Annotated in this window: 20 protein-coding genes; 9 read left to right on the forward strand and 11 right to left on the reverse strand. The window is 70.6% G+C overall.

Going from position 1 to position 25,231, the window contains the following annotated elements:
- Window positions 1-82: 82 nt before the first annotated feature.
- Entirely contained in the window at window positions 83-1,513 is a 1,431-nt protein-coding gene (locus AB0J91_RS19475; RefSeq protein ID WP_363870643.1) for a PrsW family intramembrane metalloprotease, read from the reverse strand.
- 106 nt (window positions 1,514-1,619) lie between these two features.
- On the reverse strand, window positions 1,620-2,909 hold the full coding sequence (locus tag AB0J91_RS19480; protein WP_363870645.1) for an aminotransferase class III-fold pyridoxal phosphate-dependent enzyme: 1,290 nt from the start codon (window positions 2,907-2,909) through the stop codon (window positions 1,620-1,622).
- 458 nt (window positions 2,910-3,367) lie between these two features.
- Between AB0J91_RS19480 and AB0J91_RS19485 the strand changes: the two genes are divergently transcribed.
- A complete protein-coding gene (locus tag AB0J91_RS19485; RefSeq protein WP_363794296.1) occupies window positions 3,368-3,598 on the forward strand; it encodes a hypothetical protein in 231 nt (76 codons plus the stop codon).
- Between the two features lies 1 nt (window position 3,599).
- On the opposite strand, the gene egtD is transcribed toward AB0J91_RS19485, so the two are convergent.
- Genes egtD through egtA form a run of 4 tightly spaced genes read right to left on the reverse strand, consistent with a single transcriptional unit; the run spans window position 3,600 to window position 7,838 of the window.
- On the reverse strand, window positions 3,600-4,565 hold the full coding sequence (gene egtD, locus AB0J91_RS19490; protein ID WP_363870647.1) for an L-histidine N(alpha)-methyltransferase: 966 nt from the start codon (window positions 4,563-4,565) through the stop codon (window positions 3,600-3,602).
- Complete coding sequence (gene egtC, locus AB0J91_RS19495) at window positions 4,547-5,323, reverse strand: ergothioneine biosynthesis protein EgtC (RefSeq protein WP_363870650.1); 777 nt, start codon at window positions 5,321-5,323, stop codon at window positions 4,547-4,549. The genes egtD and egtC overlap by 19 nt, the downstream gene beginning before the upstream one ends.
- Before the next feature lie 2 nt (window positions 5,324-5,325).
- Window positions 5,326-6,660, reverse strand: coding sequence for an ergothioneine biosynthesis protein EgtB (gene egtB / locus AB0J91_RS19500; RefSeq protein ID WP_363870653.1), 1,335 nt, complete (start codon window positions 6,658-6,660; stop codon window positions 5,326-5,328).
- A 17-nt stretch (window positions 6,661-6,677) separates the two neighbouring features.
- Window positions 6,678-7,838, reverse strand: coding sequence for an ergothioneine biosynthesis glutamate--cysteine ligase EgtA (egtA, locus tag AB0J91_RS19505; protein ID WP_363870656.1), 1,161 nt, complete (start codon window positions 7,836-7,838; stop codon window positions 6,678-6,680).
- Between the two features lie 253 nt (window positions 7,839-8,091).
- On the opposite strand from egtA, the gene AB0J91_RS19510 reads away from it, so the two are divergent.
- The 3 genes from AB0J91_RS19510 to AB0J91_RS19520 all read left to right on the forward strand — a co-directional run bounded on the left by AB0J91_RS19510 (window position 8,092) and on the right by AB0J91_RS19520 (window position 12,456).
- A complete protein-coding gene (locus AB0J91_RS19510; RefSeq protein WP_363870658.1) occupies window positions 8,092-8,685 on the forward strand; it encodes a helix-turn-helix domain-containing protein in 594 nt (197 codons plus the stop codon).
- Between the two features lie 70 nt (window positions 8,686-8,755).
- The gene (locus tag AB0J91_RS19515; RefSeq protein ID WP_363870660.1) at window positions 8,756-10,837 is read left to right on the forward strand and encodes an FUSC family protein; all 2,082 of its coding nucleotides are present in this window, start codon (window positions 8,756-8,758) and stop codon (window positions 10,835-10,837) included.
- Window positions 10,838-10,938: 101 nt separating this feature from the next.
- A complete protein-coding gene (locus AB0J91_RS19520) occupies window positions 10,939-12,456 on the forward strand; it encodes an alpha/beta hydrolase (protein WP_363870663.1) in 1,518 nt (505 codons plus the stop codon).
- 67 nt (window positions 12,457-12,523) lie between these two features.
- Here the strand turns inward: AB0J91_RS19520 and AB0J91_RS19525 are convergent, their stop codons facing one another.
- Window positions 12,524-14,002 carry a peptide MFS transporter gene (locus AB0J91_RS19525; RefSeq protein WP_363794312.1) on the reverse strand — a complete coding sequence of 493 codons (1,479 nt, stop codon included), beginning with the start codon at window positions 14,000-14,002 and terminating at the stop codon, window positions 12,524-12,526.
- Window positions 14,003-14,414: 412 nt separating this feature from the next.
- Between AB0J91_RS19525 and AB0J91_RS19530 the strand changes: the two genes are divergently transcribed.
- From AB0J91_RS19530 to AB0J91_RS19545, 4 genes are all read left to right on the forward strand, one after another.
- The gene (locus tag AB0J91_RS19530) at window positions 14,415-15,755 is read left to right on the forward strand and encodes a hemolysin family protein (RefSeq protein WP_363870666.1); all 1,341 of its coding nucleotides are present in this window, start codon (window positions 14,415-14,417) and stop codon (window positions 15,753-15,755) included.
- Entirely contained in the window at window positions 15,752-16,792 is a 1,041-nt protein-coding gene (locus AB0J91_RS19535) for a hemolysin family protein (RefSeq protein WP_363794316.1), read from the forward strand. The genes AB0J91_RS19530 and AB0J91_RS19535 overlap by 4 nt, the downstream gene beginning before the upstream one ends.
- Before the next feature lie 162 nt (window positions 16,793-16,954).
- On the forward strand, window positions 16,955-18,670 hold the full coding sequence (locus tag AB0J91_RS19540; RefSeq protein ID WP_363870669.1) for a protein kinase: 1,716 nt from the start codon (window positions 16,955-16,957) through the stop codon (window positions 18,668-18,670).
- A 26-nt stretch (window positions 18,671-18,696) separates the two neighbouring features.
- Complete coding sequence (locus AB0J91_RS19545; protein ID WP_363870672.1) at window positions 18,697-19,575, forward strand: 3-methyladenine DNA glycosylase; 879 nt, start codon at window positions 18,697-18,699, stop codon at window positions 19,573-19,575.
- A 34-nt stretch (window positions 19,576-19,609) separates the two neighbouring features.
- Here the strand turns inward: AB0J91_RS19545 and AB0J91_RS19550 are convergent, their stop codons facing one another.
- The gene (locus AB0J91_RS19550; RefSeq protein ID WP_363870675.1) at window positions 19,610-20,926 is read right to left on the reverse strand and encodes a hypothetical protein; all 1,317 of its coding nucleotides are present in this window, start codon (window positions 20,924-20,926) and stop codon (window positions 19,610-19,612) included.
- Between the two features lie 283 nt (window positions 20,927-21,209).
- On the opposite strand from AB0J91_RS19550, the gene AB0J91_RS19555 reads away from it, so the two are divergent.
- Window positions 21,210-22,271 (forward strand): NAD-dependent epimerase/dehydratase family protein, encoded by a 1,062-nt coding sequence (locus AB0J91_RS19555; protein ID WP_363870678.1) that lies wholly within the window; start codon window positions 21,210-21,212, stop codon window positions 22,269-22,271.
- Here AB0J91_RS19555 and AB0J91_RS19560 read toward each other — a convergent pair.
- Genes AB0J91_RS19560 through AB0J91_RS19570 form a run of 3 tightly spaced genes read right to left on the reverse strand, consistent with a single transcriptional unit; the run spans window position 22,203 to window position 25,230 of the window.
- Window positions 22,203-22,538, reverse strand: coding sequence for a DUF2304 domain-containing protein (locus tag AB0J91_RS19560; RefSeq protein WP_210969732.1), 336 nt, complete (start codon window positions 22,536-22,538; stop codon window positions 22,203-22,205). The two genes, AB0J91_RS19555 and AB0J91_RS19560, sit on opposite strands and share 69 nt — an antisense overlap.
- A complete protein-coding gene (locus AB0J91_RS19565; RefSeq protein WP_363870682.1) occupies window positions 22,535-23,230 on the reverse strand; it encodes a glycosyltransferase family 2 protein in 696 nt (231 codons plus the stop codon). The genes AB0J91_RS19560 and AB0J91_RS19565 overlap by 4 nt, the downstream gene beginning before the upstream one ends.
- Entirely contained in the window at window positions 23,227-25,230 is a 2,004-nt protein-coding gene (locus tag AB0J91_RS19570) for a DUF6541 family protein (protein ID WP_363870685.1), read from the reverse strand. Before AB0J91_RS19570 ends, AB0J91_RS19565 begins: the two co-directional genes overlap by 4 nt.
- Between the last annotated feature and the right edge of the window lies 1 nt (window position 25,231).

Below are 25,231 nucleotides of genomic sequence, written 5' to 3' on the forward strand. Positions count from 1 at the left end.
GTGGCCGCCTCAGCAGGTCCGGTCCTGCATTGATGGCTCAGCTTACCGATGCCGCAGCCGAAAACCGACCGTCAGACCACCACTACCGCGGCGGCCACGGTCCCTGCTGCCCCGGCCCCTGCTGAGGCCCCGGCTGCCCCGGCCACTGCTGACCGGGCGGCATCTGCTGTCCAGGAGGCATCGGCTGGCCGGGCGGCATCGGCGGCTGCGGTCCCGGGCGGGGCGGGTTCCCCGGCCCCTGTCCCGGGTGCTGCGGCGGCTGCGGCTGCGACGGTGGCTGGATGCGCAGCTTGTGGGTCGGCATCTCGTTGAGCTGCTTGGGGAGCGTGAAGAAGCCCGACTGCTCGTTGCGTGCCCACGGAGCCGGTGCCGGCTGGGGCCTGCGGAGGAAGAAGGCGTCCCGGGCCACGCGCATCAGACCGACGATCTGATCCCGGCGGGTGAAGAACGCCTGCGGCTCGATCGTGCGGCGCTCGGCCTGGGAGTGCAGCAGCGCGAGTTCCGTCGCGGCGAGCTGGTAGTCGCCCATGGCCTGCGCCCCGACGTTGCCCGCTTGGGAACGCGCCCAGTGCCGGGCCTGCCTGCGGCCTTGCATGGTGCCGAGCATGTTCAGGTCGTTCGGGGCCACCAGACCGCTGGGGATGTAGGCGGGCAGGTACCGGCCGATGAGGTGCACCAGACGCCTGCGGTCGCGGATCAGGATGATCACCAGGATGAGCAGCACGACGGCCTCGACGATGTAGGCCAGGATCAGGCCGCCGATCCCGAACAGCACCGATCCGCCGTTCCACAGCGCGTGCAGGAACACCGCCGCGCACCAGCCGAAGAAGATCGCGAAGATCCGGCCGGCACCCCGGTGCGTGGCCGCGTAGGCGATGCCCAACCCGGTCATCGCCGTGTACATCGGGTGTCCCAGCGGGGCCACCACGCCCCGGATCAGGACCGTGCCCCAGATCTCGCCGGGAACCGAGGCCAGGCCCTGCATGTAGTAGAGGACGTTCTCGACCAGGGCGAAGCCCAGTCCGCACAGGCCCGCGTAGACGATTCCGTCGGTCGGGCCGTCGATCTCGTTGCGGCGGACCACCAGCAGGAACAGCAGCAGAGCGCCCTTGAAGCTCTCCTCCACCACCGGTGCGATCACCGAAACGGTCAGCACCGTCGCCGTTTCCGGACCGAAGACCACGGCCAGCACCGACTCGCCGAGGGTGTTGACGATCAAGGCGCCGAGCAGCGCCACCCCCGCACCCCAGCCGAAGGCGACGAGCAGGTTCAGCCGCGGCTCCGGTTCCAGGCGGTCCACCAGCAAGAACAGCGCCACCAGCACGATCGCGGTAGGCAGCGCCAGCAGCATGCCGAGCACGACGTTGCCGGGCGCGCCGGGGACGAGCAGGAAGTAGGACGCCAGGGCCAGCAGCATGCAGATGCCGGAGACCACCAGGCCGATGATCAGCGACACCGGCGCGCGGTTGGAGTTGCGGCCTTCCAGGACCGACTGCGGGCTCAGAGCGGGCATGCCCGGCAGCGTAGGAGATGATCCCCGATCACGTCCGGTCAGCCCCGAAAATCACCGGACCGACCGGACGTGCTCCACCGCCTCAACGATGAGTCCACAGAGGACGTCACAGCTCCCGCTCGGCCTGCGAGATCGCGTCGGTCAGGATCCGCAGCGCGTCGGCGGCTTCGGACTCGGTCAGCGTCATCGGCGGAGCCAGGCGCAGCACGTTGCCGTGCAGCCCGCCCTTGCCGATCAGCAGGCCGCGCTGCTTGGCCAGCTCCATCACCCGCGCGGCGGCCTCCGGCACCGGCTTCTTCCCGCCCGGCGCCACCAGCTCGACACCGATCATCAGGCCCTTGCCGCGCACGTCGCCGACGAGCGCGCTGTCGTGCGAGCGAAGTCCCTGCAGCAGCTGGGAACCGAGCTTCGCGGCGTTGCCCTGCAGGTCGTGCGCGAGCAGGTACTCCAGCGCGGCGTGCGCACCACCGGTGGAGATCGGGTTGCCGCCGAAGGTGGAGATCGAGTTCGCGCCGATGTCGTCCATCAGCGCGGCCTCGGCGACCAGACCGCCGATCGCCAGCCCGTTGCCCAGCCCCTTGGCGAAGGTCATCGCGTCCGGCGTGACGCCGTGCGCCTGGATGCCCCAGAAGTGCTCGCCGGTGCGCCCCCAACCGGTCTGGACCTCGTCGGAGATGAGCAGGATGCCGTACTCGTCGAGGACCTCGGCGAAGGCGCCCAGCAACCCGTCCGGCGGGGTGGCGAAGCCGCCGACGCCCTGGATCGGTTCGGCGATCATGCAGGCCACGTCACCGGCCGTCGTGGTCTCGATGACCTCGCGCAGGTCGTCGACGCAGGCGGCGATGTAGTCGGCGTCGGAGAACTCCGCGAACGGGCTGCGGTACCGGTAGCCGCCGTGCACGTAGCTGACCTTCACCGGCGACAGCGACGTCGCCGACCAGCCCCGGTTGCCGGTCACGGCCAGCGTCGCGAAAGCCCGCCCGTGGTAGGAGTTGCGCAGCGCCAGCACCTGGTTGCTGCGGCGCTTCTGCGTCGCCAGCATCAACGCGGTCTCGTTGGCCTCGGTGCCGGAGTTGGTGAAGAACACCTTCGGCTCGCGCAGCCCCGACAGCTCGGCGATGCGCTCGGCCAGCTCCACCTGCTGCCGGATCAGGTACAGCGTTGAGGTGTGCAGGACTCCGGTGTCGACCTGGCGGCGGATCGCGCCGCTGATCTCGTCGATGTCGTAGCCGATGGCGTTGGTGAGGATGCCCGCGAAGAAGTCCAGGTAGGTGTTGCCGTCGGCGTCGGTGACGTGCCGTCCCGAGCCGCTGACGATCTCGATCGGCTCCTGGTAGTACAGCGACAGCCAGTCCGGCAGCACGGCTTTGTGCCGAGCCAGCAGCGAATCCGACATGCTTCCTCCTGCTCTTGCGACCACGTGCGGTCAGGCCAGTGTCCCGCGCCGAAGGCCTCCGGGCCATGACCCGCCGTCTGGTCGACTACCCCCGATGATCGCGCACCCACGGGGTGTAGCCTGTGCCCCGCCGGTCACGCCGCACCAGCACCTCCCCCCAGTAGCTGGCGCCGCGTGGCCGGCCCTATCAGCCCCACTCCCCGTGCTCAGCAGTGCGGACAGCCGCACCCGGGCAATCCCTTCGGGTGATCAGTTGGGCGTTCTCGCGCAACGTCGCTAGGCCGAACGGGTCAACACACCTAGCCTCGCGTCACGTGCCACCGGCGGACGAGTCCCGTTCGCAGGAGGTGCCAGATGATCAACCGAGTCCACATCGCCCTGCCCGCCCGCGGTCTGCCGGGAGACCCGGTGGACACCAGCCTGCGGCCGGGCCGGGCACAACCACCGGGGGCGGCACTATGAGCTCAGTGGTCGCGGTGAGGTTCGCCGCGGGAGTGGTGGCCGAGTCGCGTCGCCAAACGCACCTCGCGGCGCAGCCGGAAGGACCGTTCCCAGCCGCTTGGCGCACGTTGTGCGGCATCCAGATCCCCTCGTACGTCGCCGAGGTGTCCGACCACCCGGCCGGGATGCCCTGCGTGCGGTGCATGGCGCGGCTGCCCGGACCCTCCGAGCAGGAGCTCGAGCGGTGACTCAGCGCGCGATCGACAGCGACAGCGCGTACTCCGACGCGTCGTCCAGCCACCAGCTCCCCAGCTCGAAACCGGCCACCGCCAGCTCGTCGGCGATGCGATTACGCCGGAACTTCGCCGAGATCTCGGTGCGGATCTCCTCTCCTTCGGCGAAGTCGACGTCCAGCGCGAGCTCGCGCACCCGCACGTGCATCGGCCGCCGGGCGCGCAGCCGCATCTCGATCCACTCCTGATCGCTGTTCCAGCGCGCCACGTGCTCGAAGGCGTCGGCGTCGAAGTCGGCGCCGAGCCGGTTGTTGAGCACCGTGAGCACGTTGCGGTTGAACTCGGCCGTCACGCCCTGGGCGTCGTCGTAGGCGCGGATCACCCGCGACGGCTCCTTGACCAGGTCGGTGCCCAGCAGCAACCACTCCCCCGGCCGCATCGCGGCGTGCAGCGAGGCGAAGAACCCGGCGCGCTCCTCCGGGAGGAGGTTGCCGATCGTGCCGCCCAGGAACGCCACCAGCCGGTCCTCGCCGTGGTCGAGGCGGCCGGTGGTGAAGTCGTCGACGACTCCGGAGACCTCCAGGTCCGGGTAGTCGGCCTCGATGGCGGCGACCGCCGATCGCAGAGCCGATTCGGAGACGTCCAGCGGCACGAACCGGCGCAGCGTGCCGTGCTTGCTCAGCGCGTCCAGCAGCAGCCGGGTCTTCTCCGACGAGCCGGAGCCGAGCTCTACCAGCGTGGCGGCGTTGGTGAGCTCGGCGATGGTCAGCGCCGTCCGCCGCAGGATCTGGTGCTCGGCGCGGGTCTGGTAGTACTCGTCGAGCTCGGTGATGCGCTCGAAGAGCTCGCTGCCCACCGCGTCGTAGAACCACTTGGGCGAAAGCCACTTCGGGTCGTCGGTGAGTCCTTCTCGGACCTCGGCGCGCAGTTCGCGATCGGCATCGGCTTCGGTGAAGCGCACGGTCAGCTCGGGAATTCGCACGAATCCTCCCCCAGGGAGACGATCTCGGTGTGTTCGGTGTCGGCGACCACCAGGCGGCGGTCGGGAATCTCGACCCATCTGGTTCCGCCGGTCTCAGCGGTCCGGCCGAAGGGTTCGGAGGCGACGGTCACCGCATCGGGCTCCCGGCGCACCCACAGCGAGTGCGTCCAGGTCGTGGCCACGATCCGGGTGCCGTCGCCGAGCAGCAGGTTCAGCCGCGAGTCGGGTGCTGCGGTGTGCACGTCGCGCACCAGCTCCGCCATCGCGGTCCCGGGCTCGGCGCCGTCGGCGAGGCTCCGGCGCAGCAGCGCCCACAGCACGGCGGAATCGGTGGGCTGGGCGGTGAGCAGCTCCGCCGGGTCCAGTCGCGCGGCGAGCTTGGCCAGCGAGTCCGGCCAGCCGCCGACCTTGCCGTTGTGGCTGAACAGCCACCGGCCGTCGGTCAGCGGCGCGCACAGCTCGGGTCCCACCGGCATGCCGACCGTCGCCGACCGCACGGCCGCCACCACCGCGGAGGACCGCAGGTCCCGGGCCAGCCCGGGGAACGACGTGTCGGTCCACATCGCAGCGCCGTTGCGGTAGACGCCGGTGGTGCCGTCGTCGCGGAACCAGCCGGCGCCGAAGCCGTCCGCGTTGACGGTCCCGCCGCCGCGCATGTCGTTCGGCGCCCAGGACTGCTCCAGCAGCGAGTGCTCCGGGTCGAGCAGCAGCTCGGCCAGCGGCACGGGTGTCCCGAGGTAAGCCAGGTGCCTGCACATGCTCAGCGCTCGTCCGGGCTCGGGGTGCGGGCGCAGCGGAAGCCCGCGAAGATCTGCCGCCGGATCGGGTAGTCCCAGTTGCGGAAGGTGCCCCGGCAGGCCGACCGGTCGGTGCCGAACGAGCCGCCGCGCAGCACCTTGTGGTCGGTTCCGAAGAACACCTCGGAGTACTCGCGGTACGGGAACGCCGCGAATCCCGGGTACGGCAGGAAGTCGCTGGAGGTCCACTCCCACACGTCGCCGATGAGCTGCCGCGCACCGCACGGCGCTTCGCCCAGCGGGTAGGCGCCGGCGGGTGCGGGTTGCAGGTGCCGCTGCCCGAGGTTGGCCTGCTCGGGTGTCGGGTCCTCGTCGCCCCACGGGTACCGGCGGGAGCGCCCGGTGCTTGGGTCGAAGCGGGCCGCCTTCTCCCACTCGGCCTCGGTGGGCAGCCGCTTCCCCGCCCAGGCCGCGTAGGCCTCGGCCTCGTAGAAGCTGACGTGCACCACGGGTTCGTCGCCGGGCACCTCTTCGACGTGCCCGAAGCGGCGGCGCATCCACCGCTGCCCGTCGCGGAACCAGAACCGGGGCGCCTCCAGGGAAGCCTTGTGCCGGTAGCGCTGCCCGGCTTCGCTCCACCACCGCGGATCCCGGTAGCCGCCGGCCTCGATGAAGCGGGCGAACTCGGCGTTGGTGACCGGTGTGGTGTCCAGGTGGAAGGCGTCCACGTGCACTTCGTGGGCGGGCCGTTCGTTGTCCAGCGCCCACGCCTCGGTGGACGTGCCCATGGTGAACGGTCCGGCCGGCACGAACACCTCGGCGGGCAGCGCGTCGGAGGAGCGCGGCGGCGGTTCGGCGGTCAGCGCGGGTGGGCCGTCGCGGAGCTGGTGGGTGGCCAGCATCGTCTCGTCGTGCTGCTGCTCGTGCTGCACGATCATGCCGAAGGCGAAGGCGCGCTCGACGAGCCTGCGGCCTTCCATCGGGGTCTCGTCGAGCAGGTCGAAGACCTTGTCGCGCACGGTGGCGATGTAGTCGCGGGCCTCGCGCGGGCCGAGCAGCGGCAGCTCGGGCCGGTCCGCGCGGCGGTGCTGGAAGGCGTCGTAGAGGTCGTCGATGTCGGGCCGGACGGCCTCGCGTCCGCCGACGTCGCGCACCAGCCACAGCTCTTCCTGGCTGCCGACGTGCGCGAGGTCCCACACCAGCGGCGACATCAGCGGTGAGTGCTGCTTGACGAGCTCCTCGTCGTCGACGGCGTCGGTGAGCTGCGCGCTGCGCTGCCGGGTGCGCGCCAGTTCGGCGGCGACGTGCTCGCGCAGCTCTTCGGTTCCCAGTTCTTGGACGTCTTTCACCGTCCACACCTCCGGTCGTGACGGGTTCAGCTCAGGCGCCGAGCGACGTGCTCGGCGAGTCGGTCGGAAAGCCCGTCGCCCGTGGCGCCCAGCAGTCGGCAGGCCAGGTCGAAGATCTCCCGGGCGCAGCGAGCCAGCACGGGGTCGGCGAGGCCGAAGCGGGCGGCGTGCACCCAGCGCCCGGCGGCGGGCGCGGCCATCACGGCGACCTTGTCCACGATGGACTCGTCGCCGAACAGCGCGGCGAGCGCGGCGGTGGGCAGCATCCAGTCGGATCCGGATTGCGCGTCGAGGAAGCGCACCTCCAGGTAGCCGTGGGCGCGGACCGGCGGGAACACCGTGGTCAGGTGGTAGTCCAGGTCTTCGCGGGTGGGTGGTTCCGGCAGCCCGCCGTGGATCCACTCGGCGAAGCTCAGGCCGCTGGGCGCCGACCAGTCCTCGCCGTCTCGGCGTCGGCAGACGACCGACATGTCCAGCATGCGCCGCGCCCAGCCGCTGACCGGGTCACCCTTGGTCGGGCCGGGTCTGGTGCGCGGCGGGTCGGTGTCGAGCAGCACGCGCGTGCGGGTGGAGGCCCAGCCGGTCTCCTCGCCGAACAACCGGGGCGAGTTGGCGAAGGCGGCGATCATGACCGGTCCGAGGGCGTGCAGCGCGTTCCAGCGCGCGGCGATCCGGTCCGGTTCGCCCGCGTCCAGGCACACCTGCACTCCGGCGGTGCTGCACATCATCAGCCTGCCGTCCAGGCCGATGCGGTCGAACGCGGTTTCCATGGCTTGGTAGCGCGGTACGCGCAGGATCCGGTTCGGATACCGGTAGGGGTCGGTTCCGCTGTCGCCCAGCACCAGTCCCGCTTTGTCCAGCAGGCGGTGCAGGTAGTCGGTGTCAGCGGCCACGACGCTCAGCAGCGAGCGCAGCGATGTGGTGGGAAGACTGGAGATCTCGACCTGGCCACCAGGCTCAACGGTGAGCACGGAGCCGTTCGGCAGCGGTTGTTGCGGGCTGTCGGGAACCAGGGAGCGGGGTGCGTGCGAGCCGAGCGCGGTGATGAGAGTCGCAGCGTCGAGGGCACGTCCCGGATCAGATCGGTGGTGCACGGTCCATTCGAGTTCGACACCCAGCAGCCGGGGAGGTCCGTGCTTGAAGCACACCGACGCGACGTAGGCTTCCGCCTCCGCCCTGGTGCGCACTCGTGAGGTCGGGAACTCGCCGGTTGCAGGATCGGTCGATATCGCCAAGATGATCACCGCCCGTGATTGGCCGGTTACCGACGCTACCGGCAGCCCCCGACAGTCGCGACCCTTGTTCTGCGCTCGCACACCTGTTAGAAGCGGCGCGAAACACCGCCCGATCCGGTGCGGTTGCGCTGGATTCGGCCCGAAAAGTCAACAAAACGTACGTACGGATTGCGATGGCGCGGACTGTCCTGCCAGGATTCACGCCATGCCCCGGGTCAGCCAGGACCACTTGGACGCGCGACGCCGTCAGATCCTCGACGGTTCGCGGTCCTGCTTCGCGCGCTTCGGGTACGAGGGTGCCACCGTGCGACGTCTGGAAGAAGCCACCGGGCTGTCCCGCGGAGCGATCTTCCACCACTTCAAGGACAAGGAATCGCTGTTCCTCGCCCTGGCGGAGGACGACGCCGCGCGGATGGCCGACGTGGTCGCCGAACAGGGCCTGGTGCAGGTGATGCGCAACCTGCTCGACGCCCCCTCCGGCGTCGAGGCGAAAGCGCTCGGCGCCGACTGGCTGGGCACCCGGCTGGAGGTCTCCCGCAGGCTGCGCACCGACAACGAGTTCCGGGACCGCTGGGCGCAGCGCTCCGAGCTGCTCACCGCCGCCACCCGGGCGCGTCTGCAGTGGCAGCGCCGGTCCGGGAACCTGCGCGACGACGTCGACGTCGACGTGCTGACCGCCTACCTGGAACTGGTCCTGGAAGGACTGGTCTCGCACCTGGCGATGGGTCTCCCGGCGAAGCACCTGGGCTCGGTCCTCGACGTCGTCGAGGAGAGCGTGCGACGCCACCGCGGCCGGTGATCCAACAGCGCGGGGCCCGCTCGGCGTAATCTCACGCCAACGACAGCTGAGGCGAAGGAGAACGCGCGGCATGGGCAGCGAGTGGTGGAACCGCTTCCTCGCTTCCGATCCGTCGTTGCGGAGATTGCGCACCGCCGTGCGCGTCACCCTCGCGGTGGCGCTGACGCTGGCCATCGCCGTGCCGCTGCTGGCCTGGTGGGGGCAACCGCTGCCGAGCGCCATGATCGGCGCGGTCGTGGCGATCAACGGCTCGCTCGGCGTCAACGACCCGGAGCCCCGCGAGCAGGCCGTCACCTACGCGCTGCTGCCGCTGCCGGTGCTGGCGGCCCTGGGCCTGGCGATCGCCACCCAGTTCTCCCCGCCGCTGCACAGCGGGGTCTTCCTGCTGGTCATCTTCGTGGCCGTGTACGTGCGCAGGTTCGGCCCGCGGTACTTCCCGCTGGGCATGGTCGCGTTCATGGGCTACTTCTTCGCGATGTTCCTGCGCCCGCAGCTCGCGCATTTCCCGGCGCTGGTCGCGGCGGTGCTCATCGGCACGATCATGGCCGCCGCCCTGCGGTTCCTGGTGCTGCGCGACGATCCCGAAGGCGTGCTGGCGCGTGGCCGCCGCACGCTGCGCGCCCAGGTGCACGGCCTGCTGCACGCGGTGCGCGACGTCGCCGACCAGCCGACGTCGACGGCCCGGCGGCGCAAGCTGCACAACCGCTCGGTGCGGCTGAACGAGACCTCGCTGATGCTGGAGACCACCGTCGGCCGGATGGACGAGCTCTCCGAATCCGGTCGTGACGTGCTCCGGCAGCGGATCCTCGACGTGGAGCTGGCCGCGGAGAACCTGGTGATCCGGCTGCTGCGGCTGGTCGACCACCCCAGCGGTGGTGGTGCCGTGCCGCACGCGGTCGGCGCGCTGCTGTCGGTGCTGGAGAGCCGCCCGCGCGAGATCCGGGAGGCCACCCGGCGGGTGTCCGAGCAGATCGAGGACCGCGGATCGGTCGACCTCGCGATGGCGGTTCGCAGGCTCGGCACCGAACTGGCCGAACTCGCCGAAGCGGCCGGTGAGCTGGGCGAGCAGCGCGACGAACCGGAGAGCGCGGCGGAGGAGGACACCGAGGAGTCCGGCGACGAGCAGACCGGGCTGGCACGACCGGAGCTGCGCACCGCCATCCAGGTCACCGTGGCCGCGGGCCTGGCGATCGTGCTCGGGCAGCTGGTCTCGCCGAACCGCTGGTACTGGGCGGTGATCACCGCGTTCGTGGTGTTCATCAGCGCCAACAGCCGCGGCGAGCTGCTGGTGCGCGCCTGGCAGCGGACGGCGGGCACCATCCTCGGCGTGCTGGCCGGCATCGTGGTCGCCGCCCAGGTCGGCGGAGACCTCACCGCCGAGCTGTCGGTGATCCTGCTGTGCGTGTTCCTGGCCTTCTACTTCGTCGGCTACTCCTACGCCGCGATGACCTTCTTCATCACCACCCTGCTCGGGGCGCTGTACGGGATGCTCGGCACCTTCGACGCCTCCGTGCTGGAAACGCGGCTGGCCGAGACCGCGGTCGGGGCGCTGGCCGGGGTGCTGGCGGCGGTGTTCGTGCTGCCCACCCGCACCCGCGAGCTGGTCCGCACCAACACCGGCGAGTTCCTCAAGGCGCTGCGGGACTTCCTGCGCAGCACCGGAACCGAGCTCAGCGAGCAGGGCACGGCCTCGGGCTTGCAGGAACCCACGCGCGCGCTCGACGACGCGCTGCAGCAGGTGCTCACCAGCGCGAACCCGCTCACGGCCTACCGGTTCCGGTCCCGGCGCAGCCAGGTGCAGCGCACGGCGACCAAGCTCAGCGGCTGCGCCTACTACGTCCGCAACCTCTCGGTGGCGCTGGGCGACACGGCCGAGATGGTCGACGCCGACACCCGGGAGCGCCTGGCCGAGCAGCTGTGGGCGCTGGCCGACGCCGCCGAGTCCCTCACCGATGAGGGGCAGGTCCCGTTCGAGGAGGCGATCGCGGCGGCGCACCGCCGCTCCGACGAGCTGCACGACCTGGCCGAATCGCTCACCGACGGACCGACGTCGTTGCACCGCAGCATCCGGTGGCTGGACCGCACGACGCAGGTCCTCGACGAGCTGCCGCGCGAACTCGGCACCGACGCTCACCTGGCCGGGCGAAGCTGATCCACTCTTCCGGCGACACGGCACCGAGTGCGTAGGTCGCCACCGCCACCGCTCCTACGCTGCGAGATCAACTGCCTCCACGCGTCTGAGGAGCCCCCCACGTGAAGCGTTCGATCGCGCTCGGCCTGGCTGCGGTCGCGGCACTGGCCGTCGCGCCACCCGCGGCGAGCATCGCGGCGCCCCGACCTGCCCTGCAGTTCGGGCAGTGCCCGAAGGACATCGCCACGCCCTACCCGCAGCTGAGCTGCGCGACCATCGAGGTCCCGCTCGATCACGCCAACCCCGGCGGTGAGCGGGTGCAGATCCTGGTCACCAAGCTGCCCGCCCGCGACCCGCAGGCGCGGCGCGGCTCGCTGCTGGTCAACCCCGGCGGGCCCGGAGGCCCCGGAGCCGACTTCGCCGGCACCCTGGGCGAACTGGTACCGCCGCAGGTGCGCGACTCCTACGACCTGATCGGCTTCGACACCCGCAACACCGCGCACAGCACCCCGATCAGCTGCGTGGACCCGGCGACCTACTGGGCCAACCCGCTGCCCGATCCGGACTCCCCCGCCGCCCGCGAGACCAACTGGCAGCGAGCGCAGACCTACGCCGACGGCTGCGCGCAGCGCGCCGGGAAGTACCTGCCGCACCTGAACACGCCCACCAACGCCCGCGACATGGACCTCATCCGGTCCGCGCTGGGCGAGCAGAAGATCAGCTTCCTCGGCTACTCCTACGGCACCTACCTCGGCGCGGTCTACGGGCAGCTGTTCCCGGAGCGGGTGGACCGGATGGTCCTGGACAGCTCGGTCAACCCCGACGTCTCGGAGATCTGGTACGGCAACAACCTCGCCCAGGACGTCGCCGCGCAGCAGCGGCTCGACCACTTCTTCGACTGGGTGGCCCGGCACGACCAGGTCTTCCACCTCGGCACCGAGGGGTCGGCGGTGAAGGCCGCCTGGCAGCGCACGCAGGAGGACCTGCGGAAGGCGCCGCGCGGACCGCTGGGCCCCTCGGAGCTGATCGAGATCAGCTTCAACGCGCTCTACGGCGAATCCGACTGGCAGCCGCTGGCCCAGGGACTCGCCGACTTCCAGCTGCGTGGCGACGACCGCGCGCTGGCCGCGATGGTCACCCCGAAGGACGCGCTGGCCGAGAACGGCAACGCGATCTACAACGCGGTCGAGTGCGCCGACGCGCCCTGGCCGACCCGCCGCGCGGAGTGGGAGCGCGACTCCCGCCAGATGGCGACCGGGCACCCGTTCGCCGCCTGGTACAACAGCTGGACCGTCGCGCCGTGCCGCACCTGGCACGCGCCCCGGCAGCAGCCCACCAAGATCACCGGTGAGAAGCTGCCCCCGGTGCTGATGTTCAACTCCGAGCACGACGTCGCGACCCCGTACGAGGGTGCCGTCGAGATGCACCACTCGCTGCCGTCGTCGGTGCTGGTCACCGAACGCGACGCGGGCAAGCACGGGGTCTGGGCGCTGTCCGGCAACGCCGATGCGAACCGGATCGGCGCGGACTACCTGGTGCACGGCGCCCTGCCCGCCGAGGACGTCGCCATCCCGGGCCACCCCGAGCCGGACCCGTCGGGTTCGGACGCGCGCGACTCCCGCACCTTCGACCTTCGCTGATCCTCGCCACGACGACGAAGAAGGCCGGCCCCGGGAACGGGACCGGCCTTCTTCGCGCGCTGAACCGTCAGTTCACGCCGTGCATGTAGCGCTTCACGCTGCGCGCGGAGGCCAGCAGCAGGAGCGCGCACGCGATCGTGGCCACACCGACGATGGAGAAGTACACCTGCTGGTTGTCCACCGAGTACAGCTTGACCACCTGGGCGCCCAGGCCCTGGCCCATCGCCGGGGCCAGGAAGTACAGGCCCATCGTCTGCGAGGCGAAGACCTTCGGCGCCAGCTTGGTGCTCACCGACAGACCGACCGGCGAGAGCATCAGCTCACCCACGGTCATGATCACGAACACCAGCGCGAGCATGATCGGCAGGTGCTTGCCGTCGTCACCGGCGGCGAACTTCGACAGAACGACCCACAGGAACGACACGCCGACGAAGAACAGACCGCCGACGAACTTCTGCGGAGTGGAGGGCTGCCGCTCGCCCAGCTTCATCCACAGCGCGGCCATGACCGGCGCCAGGATGATGATCGCCAGCGGGTTGACCGACTGGAACCACGAGGCCGGGACGGCGAACCCGAGCACGTTGAGGTCGGTGTCGGACTCGGCCAGGTTCGCCAGCGTGTTCGGCTGCTGCTCGAACAGCAGGAAGAACAGCGCGGTGGCCAGGAACAGCGGGATGTAGGCGATCAGCCGGTCGCGCTCCACCTTGGTGATCTGCTTGCTGGAGAGCATGACCACGAAGTAGATGATCGGCAGCACCGCCGAGATGATGCTGATCAGGTTGACCAGACCGTCGAGCCCCATCATGCCGCTCGCCGCGAGCGCGACCAGCACCACGACGAAGCCCAGGGCGATGCCGCCCGCGCGGCCGAGGACCCGGCCCTTGTGCTCGGCGGGCAGCGGGTTGACCGGGACCAGGCCGGCGCTGCCGAGGTTCTTGCGACCCAGGGTGTACTGGATCAGGCCCAGCGCCATGCCGACCGCGGCCGCGCCGAAGCCCAGGTGCCAGTTGACCTTCTCGCCGAGGGTGCCCACGACGAAGGGCGCGATGAACGCACCCAGGTTGATGCCCATGTAGTAGATCGAGAAACCGGCGTCGCGGCGGGTGTCCTGCTCGCCGTAGAGGCCGCCGACCAGGCCGGAGACGTTCGGCTTGAGCAGACCGGTGCCGATGACCAGCAGCACCAGGCCGATCAGCACGGTGGTCATGCCACCGGGCAGGGCCAGTCCGATGTGGCCGAGCATGATGATCACGCCGCCGTAGAGGACCGCCCGCTGGGCGCCGACGACCCGGTCGGCCAGCCAGCCGCCGAGGACGCCGGTCATGTAGACCGAGGCGCCGTAGACGCCGACGACCGACAGCGCGGTCGATTCGGGGATTCCCAGGCCGCCTTCGGATACGGCGTAGTAGAGGTAGTACGCCAGAATGGCGCGCATGCCGTAGTAGGAGAACCGCTCCCACATCTCGGTGAAGAACAGCGTCAACAAACCGCGCGGGTGCCCGAAGAAACCCTTCTGCGGCGCGTCCGCAACCGTGGGTGTGCTCACGATCACGTCCTCTCGTGATTGTTCAGCGCGGCGGTGACCGCGACAACTCCGTCGCAGGTTACTTCTAGGTAGACTGGATCAGACCATCGGGGCGAGAAGCAGCCAACGACCGGCCACAACGGACTCCGCTGCACCCCAACGCACCTGGTGGGAGCACTCCCCGAGGTACATCCGCGCGCGCACCCGGCCGCCGCCGAACTCCGGGAAACCCGGCAATCGTGATCGCGCCGCTACCGATTGCATGCCGTCAACGCCGGTATACTCGGTATGACCTTTTCACCTGGTCCATTCAATTCACGGGAGTGAGCACTTCAGTGCCAGCGGCACAATCCCCAGAGGGAAGCAGTACCGAGCCGGGCAGTAGACCCGGCTATCTCCGATCGTCGGTCACTCGCACGAGGTGGGCCGAGGGTTGATCGAAATCCTGTTGGCCGTTGCCGGCCTTCTGTTCATCGCAGTGCTCACGCTGGGCACCGGTCTCGCGGTGGCAGCGGAGTTCTCCTTGACCTCGCTGGAACGCTCCACGGTGGACGCGCACGTGCACTCCGTGGACGACAAGCGCGCCCGCGCCGTGCAGCGCGCGCACCGCACGCTGTCGTTCCAGCTCTCGGGCGCGCAGGTCGCGATCACCCTGACGACGCTGATCACCGGTTACGTGGCCGAGCCGCTCATCGGCGACCTGATCCAGCCGGTGCTGACGGCCCTGGGCATGCCGCTGGGCGTGGCCGGGGGCGTGTCGCTGGCGCTGGCGATCCTGCTGGCGACCGCGCTGTCGATGGTCTTCGGCGAGATGGTGCCGAAGAACCTCGCCATCGCCCGCCCGCTGCCGACCGCGCGCGCCGTCTCCGGCTACCACGCGGGGTTCTCGCAGGTGTTCAAGTGGCTCATCGACGCCATGAACAACAGCGCGAACTGGGTGGTGCGCAGGCTCGGCATCGAGCCCCAGGAGGAGCTGCGCTCGGCGCGCTCCCCCGACGAGCTCGGCTCGATCGTGCGTTCCAGCGCCGCGCACGGCACGCTCGACGAGTCCACGGCCCGGCTGATGGACCGCTCGTTGCGCTTCGGCGACCGCAGCGCGGAGGAACTGATGACCCCGCGCGTGCGCGTCGCTTCGCTGCAGGTCGGCGAAACGCTCGTGGACCTGCTCGACCTCGCCCGCCGGACCGGGTTCTCCCGGTTCCCGGTGCACGGCGGCGACCTCGACGAGATCCAGGGCGTCGTGCACGTCAAGCAGGCATTCGGCGTCCCGGCCTCCCGCCGGGAGTCCACCCGCGTGGAGACGCTGACCCGCCCGGTGCCGACGGTGCCTGAGACGCTGGACGGAGACGCGCTGCTCAACCGGCTGCGCGGTTCCGGCCTCCAGCTGGCGGTCGTCGTCGACGAGTACGGCGGCACCGCGGGAATCGTGAGCCTGGAGGACGTGGTCGAGGAGATCATCGGCGACGTTCGCGACGAGCACGACCGACTGGAGATCTCCGCCGTGCGCAGGCTCGGCGACGACTCGTGGCTGATCTCCGGTCTGCTGCGCCCCGACGAGCTCGCCGAGGCCACCGGTTTCGAGATGCCCGAGGGCGACTACGAGACCGTGGCCGGCCTGCTGCTGTGGCGGCTGGGCCGGATCCCGTCGGTCGGTGACCAGCTCGAACTGGAGGACTGGCGGCTGACCGTCATGCGCATGGACAAGCACCGCATCGCCGAGCTGCGCCTCACCAAGCAGCCGGCCCAGGCCGAGGCGATGGGGGCGATCCGATGAGCGACTCCTACGCACTGCTGCTCGGCGTGCTCCTGCTGCTGCTCAACGCGCTGTTCGTGGGCGCGGAGTTCTCCCTGCTGTCCTCCCGCCGCGACCGGTTGGAGGCCCTGCTGGCCCAAGGCGTCGGCGGGGCGCGCACGGTGATCAAGGCGAGCCAGGAGGGTTCGCTGATGCTCACCAGCGCGCAGCTGGGCATCACGCTGTGCTCGCTGGGTCTCGGACGGCTGGGCGAGCCCGCCGTCGCGCACACCCTGGAAGCGCCGTTCACCGCTCTGGGCATCCCGGAGCCGGTGACGCACGCGGTGGCGTTCACGATCGCCCTGGCGATCGTGGTGATCCTGCACGTGCTGGTCGGCGAGATGGTGCCGAAGAACCTGGCGCTGGCCGAGCCGGAGCGCATGGCGCTGTGGCTGGTGCCAGCGCTGGTCGGGTTCGTGCAGCTGGCGCGCCCGTTCATCGCGCTGTTCAACATGATGGCCAACGCGGTGCTCAAGCTGCTGCGGATCGAACCGAAGGACGAGCTGGAGACCGCCTACACCTCCGCGGAGCTGGCCGAGCTGCTGGTGGAGTCGCGGCGCGAGGGGCTGCTGGAGCACTCCGAGCACCGCAGGCTCGCCCAGACGCTGTCGTCGGTGGAGCACACCGTCGCCGACGTCCTGGTTCCGCTGCCGGAGGTCACGACGCTGCCGGGTCGTCCGACGCTGGGCGATGTGGAGCGGCTGGTGGCCGACACCGGCTTCTCCCGGTTCCCGGTGCGCGACGACGACGGCAGGCTGCTGGGCTACCTGCACATCAAGGACGTGCTCGACCAGGCGGGCGACGATCCGCAGACGCCGATCTCCGACGCCCGGCGGCGCGACCTGCCGACGGTGCCGGTGACCGCGCGCCTGGACGAGGCCATGACGTCGCTGCGCCGGGCGGGAAGTCACCTGGCCGCGGCGGTGGACGCCGGTGGCGCGGCGGTCGGTGTGGTGGCGCTGGAGGACCTCGTCGAGGAGTACGTGGGCACCGTTCGCGACGGCACCCACGTCCACTGACCGGACGAGGCGCGGGCGGAGGACTCTCCTCCAGATGGCCCAACTTCACGGGAAAAGACGGGCGCACGGGATTGCCCGAACGGCCGCAAAATCCCGTTTTCCCAGTTCGCGCCGGGGATGCCCCCGGCGCGAACCCGGAACCGCGCTCGGTAGTGTCCATGCGTGCGAGATGATCAGCTCTCGCCGTCCCACGCGGACACATCTTCTTCGGGCCGCGTGATCGGCGGCAGGTACCGGCTGGACCGCACCATCGGCAAGGGCGGGATGGGCTACGTCTGGTCCGGGACGGACGAGGTCCTGGAGCGCCCGGTGGCGGTCAAGGAACTCCACCTGCCTGCCAACCTGCCCGAAGAAGGCGCCGATGAGCTGCGCGAACGAGCCCTGCGCGAAGCCCGGGCCATGGCCACCCTCAGCCACCCCAACACCGTGATGCTCTACGACGTGGTCCGCGAGGACGCCGCCGGCCCGTTCGTGGTCATGGAGCTGGTGCCGGGGCGGAGCCTGTCGGCGATCCTGAAGAAGCACCGCGCGCTCAACCACTACCAGCTGGCCGTCATGATCGACGGTGTGGCCGCGGCGCTCGACGCCGCTCACCGGGTCGGCATCGTGCACCGCGACGTCAAGCCGGGCAACGTGCTCCTCGGTCCGCGCGGGCAGGTCAAGCTCGCCGACTTCGGGCTCTCCCGCAACATCGCCGAGACCACCATGACCCGGTCCGAGATGCTGCTGGGCACGCCCGCGTACCTGCCCCCGGAGATCGCGCGCCGGGGCGCTCTCGACTCCCAGGCCGATCTGTGGAGCCTCGGCGCCACGCTCTACTCGGCGGCTGAAGGCCACCCGCCGTACGACAAGACCAATGACCCGCTGGTCATCATCAGCGCGATCGTGCACGGGCCGCTGCCCCGCCACCACCAGACCGGCCCGATCGGCGAGGTCCTCGGCGGGCTCCTGATCAAGGAGCCGGGTCGGAGAATGCCGCTGGTCGAGGTGCGCCGCAGGCTGCACGAGATCGTCAGGTCCGCCGGTGACGAGCCCTTCGAACCCCTGCTGGACCCCGGCTCGCCCGAAGCGACCGAGCGCTTCCCCACCCCGGTGGCGGCCCCGGCGGCGGTGCCCCGCCCGCCGGCTCGGCCCGCCGACCGCCGCCAGTCGATCCCGCGCGTGACGCCCACGCCGCCGTCGACCCCCCGGCCGATGGCGGGCACCCCGCAGCCGTGGATCCCCCCGCAGCAGGTGCGAGCCGAACAACCGAACCTGTCCGCCCAGTCCGGCGCCTGGCAGGGTCAGCACGGACCCGGCTCCTCGCACCCGTCACCCGAGCAGCCCGCGTCCCGGCGCCGCGTCGGGCGGACCACGATCATCGCGGGTGCGGTGACGCTGGTGCTGGTCGCGGGCGCGGCGGTGTTCGGTTACGCGGTCGGCAACGAGGAAGAAGACCCCCAATCGACCATCCAGCCGAGCCGCCCGGCCGGCAGTGCCTACGATGCGCTGCAGGCCGAGCTCGCCGGTTGGACGGGCCGCTCGTTCGGCACCACCACCTACCAGGGCGTCACCTACGCCGGCCCCCTGCTGCCGGGCCACGTGCTGCGGTTCGACCAGGTGGATTTCGGGCCCGTGCCCGCCACCGAGGTCGCCGCGCGGTTCCGCACCTCGGTGCCGTCGTCGGCCAACGCGACGATCGCGGTCCGGTTGGCCAGCCCCAACGGCGAGCGGGTCGGCCAGATCAACGTGGCGGACCTCCACCACGACAGCGCTTGGAAGACCGTGCCGGTGGAGCTGGAGCGCGGTGTGTCGGGCAAGCACACGGTCTACCTGGTCATCAGCTCGCAGGTCGGCGGCGAGGCGTTGCAGCTGGACTGGGTCCAGTTCCACCGCTGAACCCCGGGCAGATACCCTGACCAGCGATGTTGGTGTTGACCGAGCAGGAGTGGCGCGAGCGGCAGACCGCCCACCGCGAGCGGGTGGCCCGGTGGACCTCGCCGCACCGGCGGCGTCAGCACAACCAGCGCAAGCATCCGGTGCTGGACTTCCTGTTCACCTACTACTCGTTCCGCCCGGCCCGCCTGGAGCGGTGGCAGCCCGGCGTCGGCGTGGTGCTGGAGAACGGTCAGGAGTTCTTGTCCCGCAAGGGCTTCACCGAGGCGCCCGGCGGTGTCGCGCTGGACCCGGCGGCGCTGACCGACAAGCGGCGTGATTCGGCGGAGTTCATCCTCGGCCTGCTCAGCGCGACCGCGTCCCGTCCGGCCCGGCTGGGCTGCTTCGGACTGCACGAGTGGGCGATGGTCTACCGCACCGAGCCGGGCGACGTCCGGCACAGCGGCTGGCCGCTGCGGCTGGGGCACGACGGCACCGACCAGGTCGTGGAGTCGATGCCGATCAGCTGCACCCACCACGACGCGTTCCGGTTCTTCACCCCGCAGGCGCGCCCGCTCAACGAGCTGCAACCGTCCCGAGCCGACCAGGTCAGGCTGGAGCAGCCCGGTTGCCTTCACGCGAACATGGATCTTTTCAAGTGGGCCTACAAACTCGACCCGTTCGTGCCCGGCGAGCTCATCGCCGATTGCTTCGAGCTGGCGGTGCGGGTCCGGGAGCTGGACATGTGCGCCAGCCCGTACGATCTCTCCGAGCTCGGCTACGAGCCGGTGCCGATCGAGACCCCGCAGGGACGCGCCGACTACGCGCGGCGGCAGCGCGAGTTCGCCGAGGAAGCTGCGGGGCTGCGGCAACGGCTCATCGACACCTGCCGCGACGTCCTGACCTGGGCCGCGCCGAGTCCGGTCTGAAACGTCCTCAGCGGAAGGGGATTCGGTTTCTCGCCTAGCGCTCCCCCGCCAGGGTGCCGACAGCGCCCGCCGGGGTTCCCGTGTTCCCGGGTGTCGTCGAGGACCGGCTCAGCGCCCACGCCATGCCGACCACCACCGTCACGGCCGCGAGCGCCTGCGCGGCGACCGCGGCCGCCACGGGCTCGGCCGGTGATGTCAGCACCGCCACCAAGACCACCGCTCCCGCAAGCCAGGACGCCGCCACCTTCCGGTGCCGACCGCGTGCGATCAGCGCCGCGTGCAGCACCTGCGCTCCCATCAGCAGCACCGTGCTGCCGACCAGGCACACCGAGGTCAGCGTCGACAGGGGAACTCGCGTTCCGAACAACTCTCGCAAAGCCCACCCGCCGAGGCCGGCAACGCCCAGGAACCCGGCCGCTCCGAACGCCAACGCCACCGCCATGCCGTTCCTGACCGTCGCCCGGAACCGGTGCCGTTGCGCGCGCGCCTGAGCATCGGTCAGCGCGGTCAGCAGGAACGCCTGCACCGGCGAGAACACGAACAGCGGCATCCTCGCCAGCAGCAGTCCGGCGGCGAAAGCCGCTGCCAGCGCGGCATCGTGCAGCCGAGTCGTGACGATCACGACCGAGAGGTTGGCGATCACGTACGTCAGCAGCGTCGCCACCGCCAGCGACGGCAACCCGCCGGACGCGCCCGGACGCGAAACGCTTTGCACGGCAGCATCCCCAGGACCCGGGTGCACGAGCGGACGCCTCCGCCTCACCGCGCACAGCGCGCCGACGAGCGCGCTGCACCCGGTCCCCGCCGCGAACGTGGCCGCGTACCACGTCACCGGAACCGGACCCGCGACCCACGCGGAACCGACGAACACGAGCCGTCCGATCCCCTCCGCGCCCAATGACGCCGCGTAGCCACCGAAATCGTCCAGACCAGCGAGCACCCCGCGCACCAGCGACATCATCGCGGTGAGCGCGGTGTTGACCGCGGCCACGACGAGCAGCCCGCTGTGGCCCGCCAGCGCGTCGTCGACCAGCAGCGGCGCGCACGCCACGAGTGCCAGCAGTCCTGCGACGAGCAACGCCGCACCGCGAATCGCCGTCCACGCCACGGCTTCTCGCACCGACCGCCCCAGCGCGACCGCGTGCGCGGTGCGGCGACTCACCTCCTGCTCCAAGGCGAGGAAGACACCCGGACCGAGGATGTTGACGACCATGTACAACGTGGACACCGCCGCCGCCTCGGACGGGGCGAACAGGTGTCCCGCCAACGCGACGAACGCGTAGCCCGCCGCTCCGACCAGAACGGTTCCCACCGCGAGCGCCACTGCCCCTGACTGCTCACCTCCGGTCACGGAGTCGCACGCTACGCGTGCGAGCGCACCCCCGCAGAACGCACGAGCGCCGCCACGGTTCCGGTGTCCCCAAAGGACGAACATCACCGCGCGAGAACACCGTTTTCACGTTTCTCGTTCGAGAATCTGCGCGGCCGTCGGGAGCATCACGTGTTTGAGTGGTGTGCCACCTCCCGGTTTGCGGCTCGCGCTCGGGGCCACCCACGCTCGCAGGTATCAGGTCGCAGCGGGTGGCCTCAGGCACCTGGGATCGGAATCGTTTTCGTCATTCAGGAGGAAACTTGTGCGCGCTTTGGTGACAGGCGGGGCCGGTTTCATCGGCTCGCACCTCGTGGAGCAGCTCGTTCGTGACGGTCATGAGGTGTGCGTGGTCGACGACCTCAGCCGGGGAAGTGTGGACAACCTGGCCGCATCGCTCGACACCGGAAACCTGAGCCTTCATCGCGTCGACGTCTGCTCTCCCGAAGTCGTTGCCCTGGCTGGAGAACATCGCCCGGAGGTCGTGTACCACCTCGCCGCGCAGATCGACGTGCGCGCGAGCGTCGCCGACCCGCTCGCCGACGCTCGCGCCAACGTCCTGGGCGTCGTCAACGTCGGCGAAGCGGCCCGGTTGTCGGGCGCCCGCAAGGTGGTCTACGCCACCTCCGGCGGTTCCATCTACGGGCACGCCGAGACCGTTCCGACGGACGAATCCGAACGCGTTCAACCGTTCTCGCCGTACGCGGCGTCCAAGTTCGCGGGCGAGATCTACTTCGACACCTACCGGCGGCTGCACGGCTTGGAGTGCACGCACCTGGCGATGGCCAACGTGTACGGGCCCCGCCAGCTCTCGCTCGGCGAGGCGGGAGTCGTGGCCGTGTTCGCCGGTGCGATGCTCGACGGCGCGCCGACCGCGATCTACGGCGACGGCCGCAACACCCGAGACTACGTGCACGTCCACGACGTCATCGCCGCGTTCATCGCCGCCTCGGGAGAGCGGGGATCGGGCAAGCGCTACAACGTCAGCACCGGAGTGCCGACCTCCGACCGGGAACTGCACTCCATCGTCGCCGCGGCGACCGGTGCTCCCGACGAACCGGCGTTCCTGCCCGCGCGGCAGGGAGACGTGCGGGATTCCGTGCTCGACTGGTCCCTCATCGGCCGTGAACTCGGCTGGAAACCGCAGATCGACCTCGTCACCGGCATCGGCAGCGTCGTGGAGCACCTGCTGTCGCAGCGCGACATCCCGGTTCCAGGACCCCGACGCCGCCGACCCGAAGCCGTCTCACGAGAAGGTTCAGGAGGTCCGATCGCGCTCTTCGTCGAGGGCGACCGCGCGCGCCAGCCGCGAGAACCGCACCCGTAGTTCCTTGAACCGCAGGTAGGTGTTGAGCGAGAAGAACGCGAACGCCGTCACCAGCCCGTACAGCAGCAGGTCCGAGCCCCGGCCGACGCCGACGGCGGCTGCCAGCACCGTCAGCGTGTCCGGGCGCAGCACGGCGAACACGCCGAACGCCAGGAACATGATGAAGCCGATTCGGACAGCGGCGGTCACGTACGTCGTGCCGTGGTGCCGGAGGAAGAACACCAGCAGTGCCGTCACGGCGGCGACCAGTATCACCTGAATTGTCATCTGATGTGCTCCGTCTTGGTCCGCACCACCGTCTCGAACGCGATGTTGACCGCGTTGAGCAGTGACTGTCCCTTCGCCATGGAATAGGCGGTGTACCGAATGGTCACCGGGCTCTCGGCGACCCGCCAGCCAAGACGCCGGATCATGCCGATGATCTCGGAGGCGTGACCCATGCCGTCGCAGGTGATCTCCATCGTGTCGGCGACCGATCGGTTGAACGCCCGCAACCCGTTGTGCGCGTCGGAGAGCTGCAGGCGTCGCAAGCTCGGACTGCACCGCACCACCGTGCGGAGGACCACTCGTTTGAGGATCGGGACGGACGCTGCGCCGTCGCCGAAACGAGTGCCGATGACGATGTCGCGATCACCCGCTGCGAGCTCGTCGAGCAACCGGAGGGCGTCGGACACCTGGTGCTGGCCGTCGGCGTCGAAGGTCAGGAACCATCGGGCACCCGGCCGCGTTCGCGCGAACTCGACCCCGGTCTGCAGCGCGGCGCCCTGCCCGAGGTTCACCGGATGACGCACCACCACCGCCCCGGCATCGCGCGCCAGGGCGGCCGAATCGTCGGCGCTGCCGTCGTCGACGCACACCACGTTCGGGAACGCCTGCCTGAGCTCGGTGACCACCTCGTGGATGACCGTCGCCTCGTTGTACATCGGGATGATCACCCAGATGTCGTCCCGTGCAGTCATCGCGTTCCCCTCCGTCCGTCGGGCGCCGGCGCCGACGAATCCAGGTTGGAGTTCTCCGAGCAGGAGGACAGCGCGAACAAGGCCAGTTCACCCTGCCGTTCGACCAGTCGAAAACCGGTTATTCGTCCCGGATCACGCACACCGGGGTAGTCGTCGACCCTAGGGTCGGCCGGCCAGAAGTGCACCTCGCCGACGAGCAGGTAGCGCACGCCCAGCTTCGTCGCGATCCGGCACGCGCGCGCGTCGGATGCGGCGAAGACGAGGTTCTGGGCGAGGTAGTTCTGCTCGGCGGTCTGCTTCCGGCCGTCCAGCTGTCCGAACAGGACGCGGCGGCCCTGCAGCGGCCACAGCAGCGCGCTGCCGTCCCACGGGTTGTTGGCGACCACGGCGTCCGGTTCGATGCGGTCGCGGATCCGCGCGAAGAACTCCGCCTCGTCCGGGCTGACCATGTTGGTCGCCGGGGCGTCCTCGGCGGCGAACGTGCTGTGCACCAGCATCGCGGAGCGGCCCAGGTGCATGCCCTTCGTGGCGCCCGCGATGATCGCCGCGATCAGCAGCGTGGTCGCGCCGACCGGCACCGCGACCCGGAGGTCGATCCGCTCCCGGAGCCACTCGGCGATCGCGACCGTGCCCAGCGCCGCCAGCGGCACCCCGGTGATCGGCAGCATCGCCGCGATCCGCCACGAGTCGCTGTACCAGAAGCCGGTCAGCAGCATCGTCCACGGCGACTGGATCGACGCGGCCATCACGAACAGCGCCGCCGACACCGCGTGGGCCGCGGCCAGCCACCGCAACCCGGGATCGCGGAGCGATCGCACGATCCCCACCAGGACCACCGCCGCCAGCAGCCACTCCGCGCGACGTCCGTGCGTGGCGTGCAGCAGCGCCTCGCCGACGGCTCCGGCCGCGGTGGTGGTGGGTGCCCACCACACGGCCGCGACCTCCCGCATCAGCGGCGTCATGCGCAACCCGGCCAGCAGCGCCACCGGCACGACCACCGCTGCGGCCACGGTCCACCCCGCGCGACCGACGCGGCCGTCCGCGACGTGCTCGCGCGCCCGCTGCGCGGTCGTCACCAGGATCAGGACCGAGGCCAGCACCGCCAGGAACACCACCGTGTTCGGGTGCGCGAACGCCATCCCCACGAGCGTCACGGCGAGCAGCACGAGCGCGCGAGGCCGACCCACGGCGTCGTCGACCGCTCGGCCCATCACCGCCAGCACCAGTCCCAGCGCCACGGGGACGAGGCTCATCCCCAGCAGGTTCGGCCACAGCACGCCCCACTTGAGCAGGCCCCACGGGAACGCGGTGAACCCGACCGAGTAGAGCCCGGTGACGGCCAACGTCCCCGGCTTCGGGCCGAACACCTGGCGCGCCAAGAAGACGCACGCCAACGGCCACACCAGCACGGCGATCACCCCGGCGACCGCGTTCGCCCCGGCCGGGATCGCTCCACCGGCGGTGGCGAGCACCATTGCGGTGAGGTCGTGCCACGCGGCCGGGTAGAACCGGGGTGGTGCCCCCGGCACGTCCAACGCGCCCACCGTCAGCGACGACGCGTCCCCGGAGTCCCGGATCGCGGCGAGCGCGGTGTAGTGGAACACCGCGTCGAAGCTCTGCGACAACGCCGCCGGGGTTCGCAACGCCAGCACGAGCGCGACCCCGCCCAGCAGGGCCCCGGCCAGCACACCGCCGGCAGCGCAGGCCCGCACCGATCCCGGGTCACGCGCAGGGCGTCCGCCGACCAGCCCGTTCACCGCCATCGCGAGCAGCGTCGCGAGCACGACCGCGCCCAGCGCCACGACGGGCGACCACCGCACCGACGCGGCCCCGGCCGCCACGGCAGCCATCGACAGGGTCGTCACCGCCAGAGCCGGAGCCGCGGCCCACGCCGCGCATCCCCGCAGTCCCATCGCCGAGGCGATCGGCAACCCCGCCAGCAACGTCCACACCACCGCCGTCGCCCAGAGCGGAACCGCGTGCGACCAAGCATCGGCCATC

The organism is Saccharopolyspora sp. NPDC049357 (genome assembly GCF_040677225.1).
Lineage (GTDB): Bacteria > Actinomycetota > Actinomycetes > Mycobacteriales > Pseudonocardiaceae > Saccharopolyspora.

Bases quoted from the DNA above. Each gene is read 5' to 3' on its own strand.
- AB0J91_RS19475 (WP_363870643.1), bottom strand. From the start codon at position 1,513: ATGCCCGCTCTGAGCCCGCAGTCGGTCCTGGAAGGCCGCAACTCCAAC.
- AB0J91_RS19480 (WP_363870645.1), bottom strand. From the start codon at position 2,909: ATGTCGGATTCGCTGCTGGCTCGGCACAAAGCCGTGCTGCCGGACTGG.
- AB0J91_RS19485 (WP_363794296.1), top strand. From the start codon at position 3,368: ATGAGCTCAGTGGTCGCGGTGAGGTTCGCCGCGGGAGTGGTGGCCGAG.
- egtC (WP_363870650.1), bottom strand. From the start codon at position 5,323: ATGTGCAGGCACCTGGCTTACCTCGGGACACCCGTGCCGCTGGCCGAG.
- AB0J91_RS19510 (WP_363870658.1), top strand. From the start codon at position 8,092: ATGCCCCGGGTCAGCCAGGACCACTTGGACGCGCGACGCCGTCAGATC.
- AB0J91_RS19515 (WP_363870660.1), top strand. From the start codon at position 8,756: ATGGGCAGCGAGTGGTGGAACCGCTTCCTCGCTTCCGATCCGTCGTTG.
- AB0J91_RS19535 (WP_363794316.1), top strand. From the start codon at position 15,752: ATGAGCGACTCCTACGCACTGCTGCTCGGCGTGCTCCTGCTGCTGCTC.
- AB0J91_RS19545 (WP_363870672.1), top strand. From the start codon at position 18,697: ATGTTGGTGTTGACCGAGCAGGAGTGGCGCGAGCGGCAGACCGCCCAC.
- AB0J91_RS19560 (WP_210969732.1), bottom strand. From the start codon at position 22,538: ATGACAATTCAGGTGATACTGGTCGCCGCCGTGACGGCACTGCTGGTG.
- AB0J91_RS19565 (WP_363870682.1), bottom strand. From the start codon at position 23,230: ATGACTGCACGGGACGACATCTGGGTGATCATCCCGATGTACAACGAG.
- AB0J91_RS19570 (WP_363870685.1), bottom strand. From the start codon at position 25,230: ATGGCCGATGCTTGGTCGCACGCGGTTCCGCTCTGGGCGACGGCGGTG.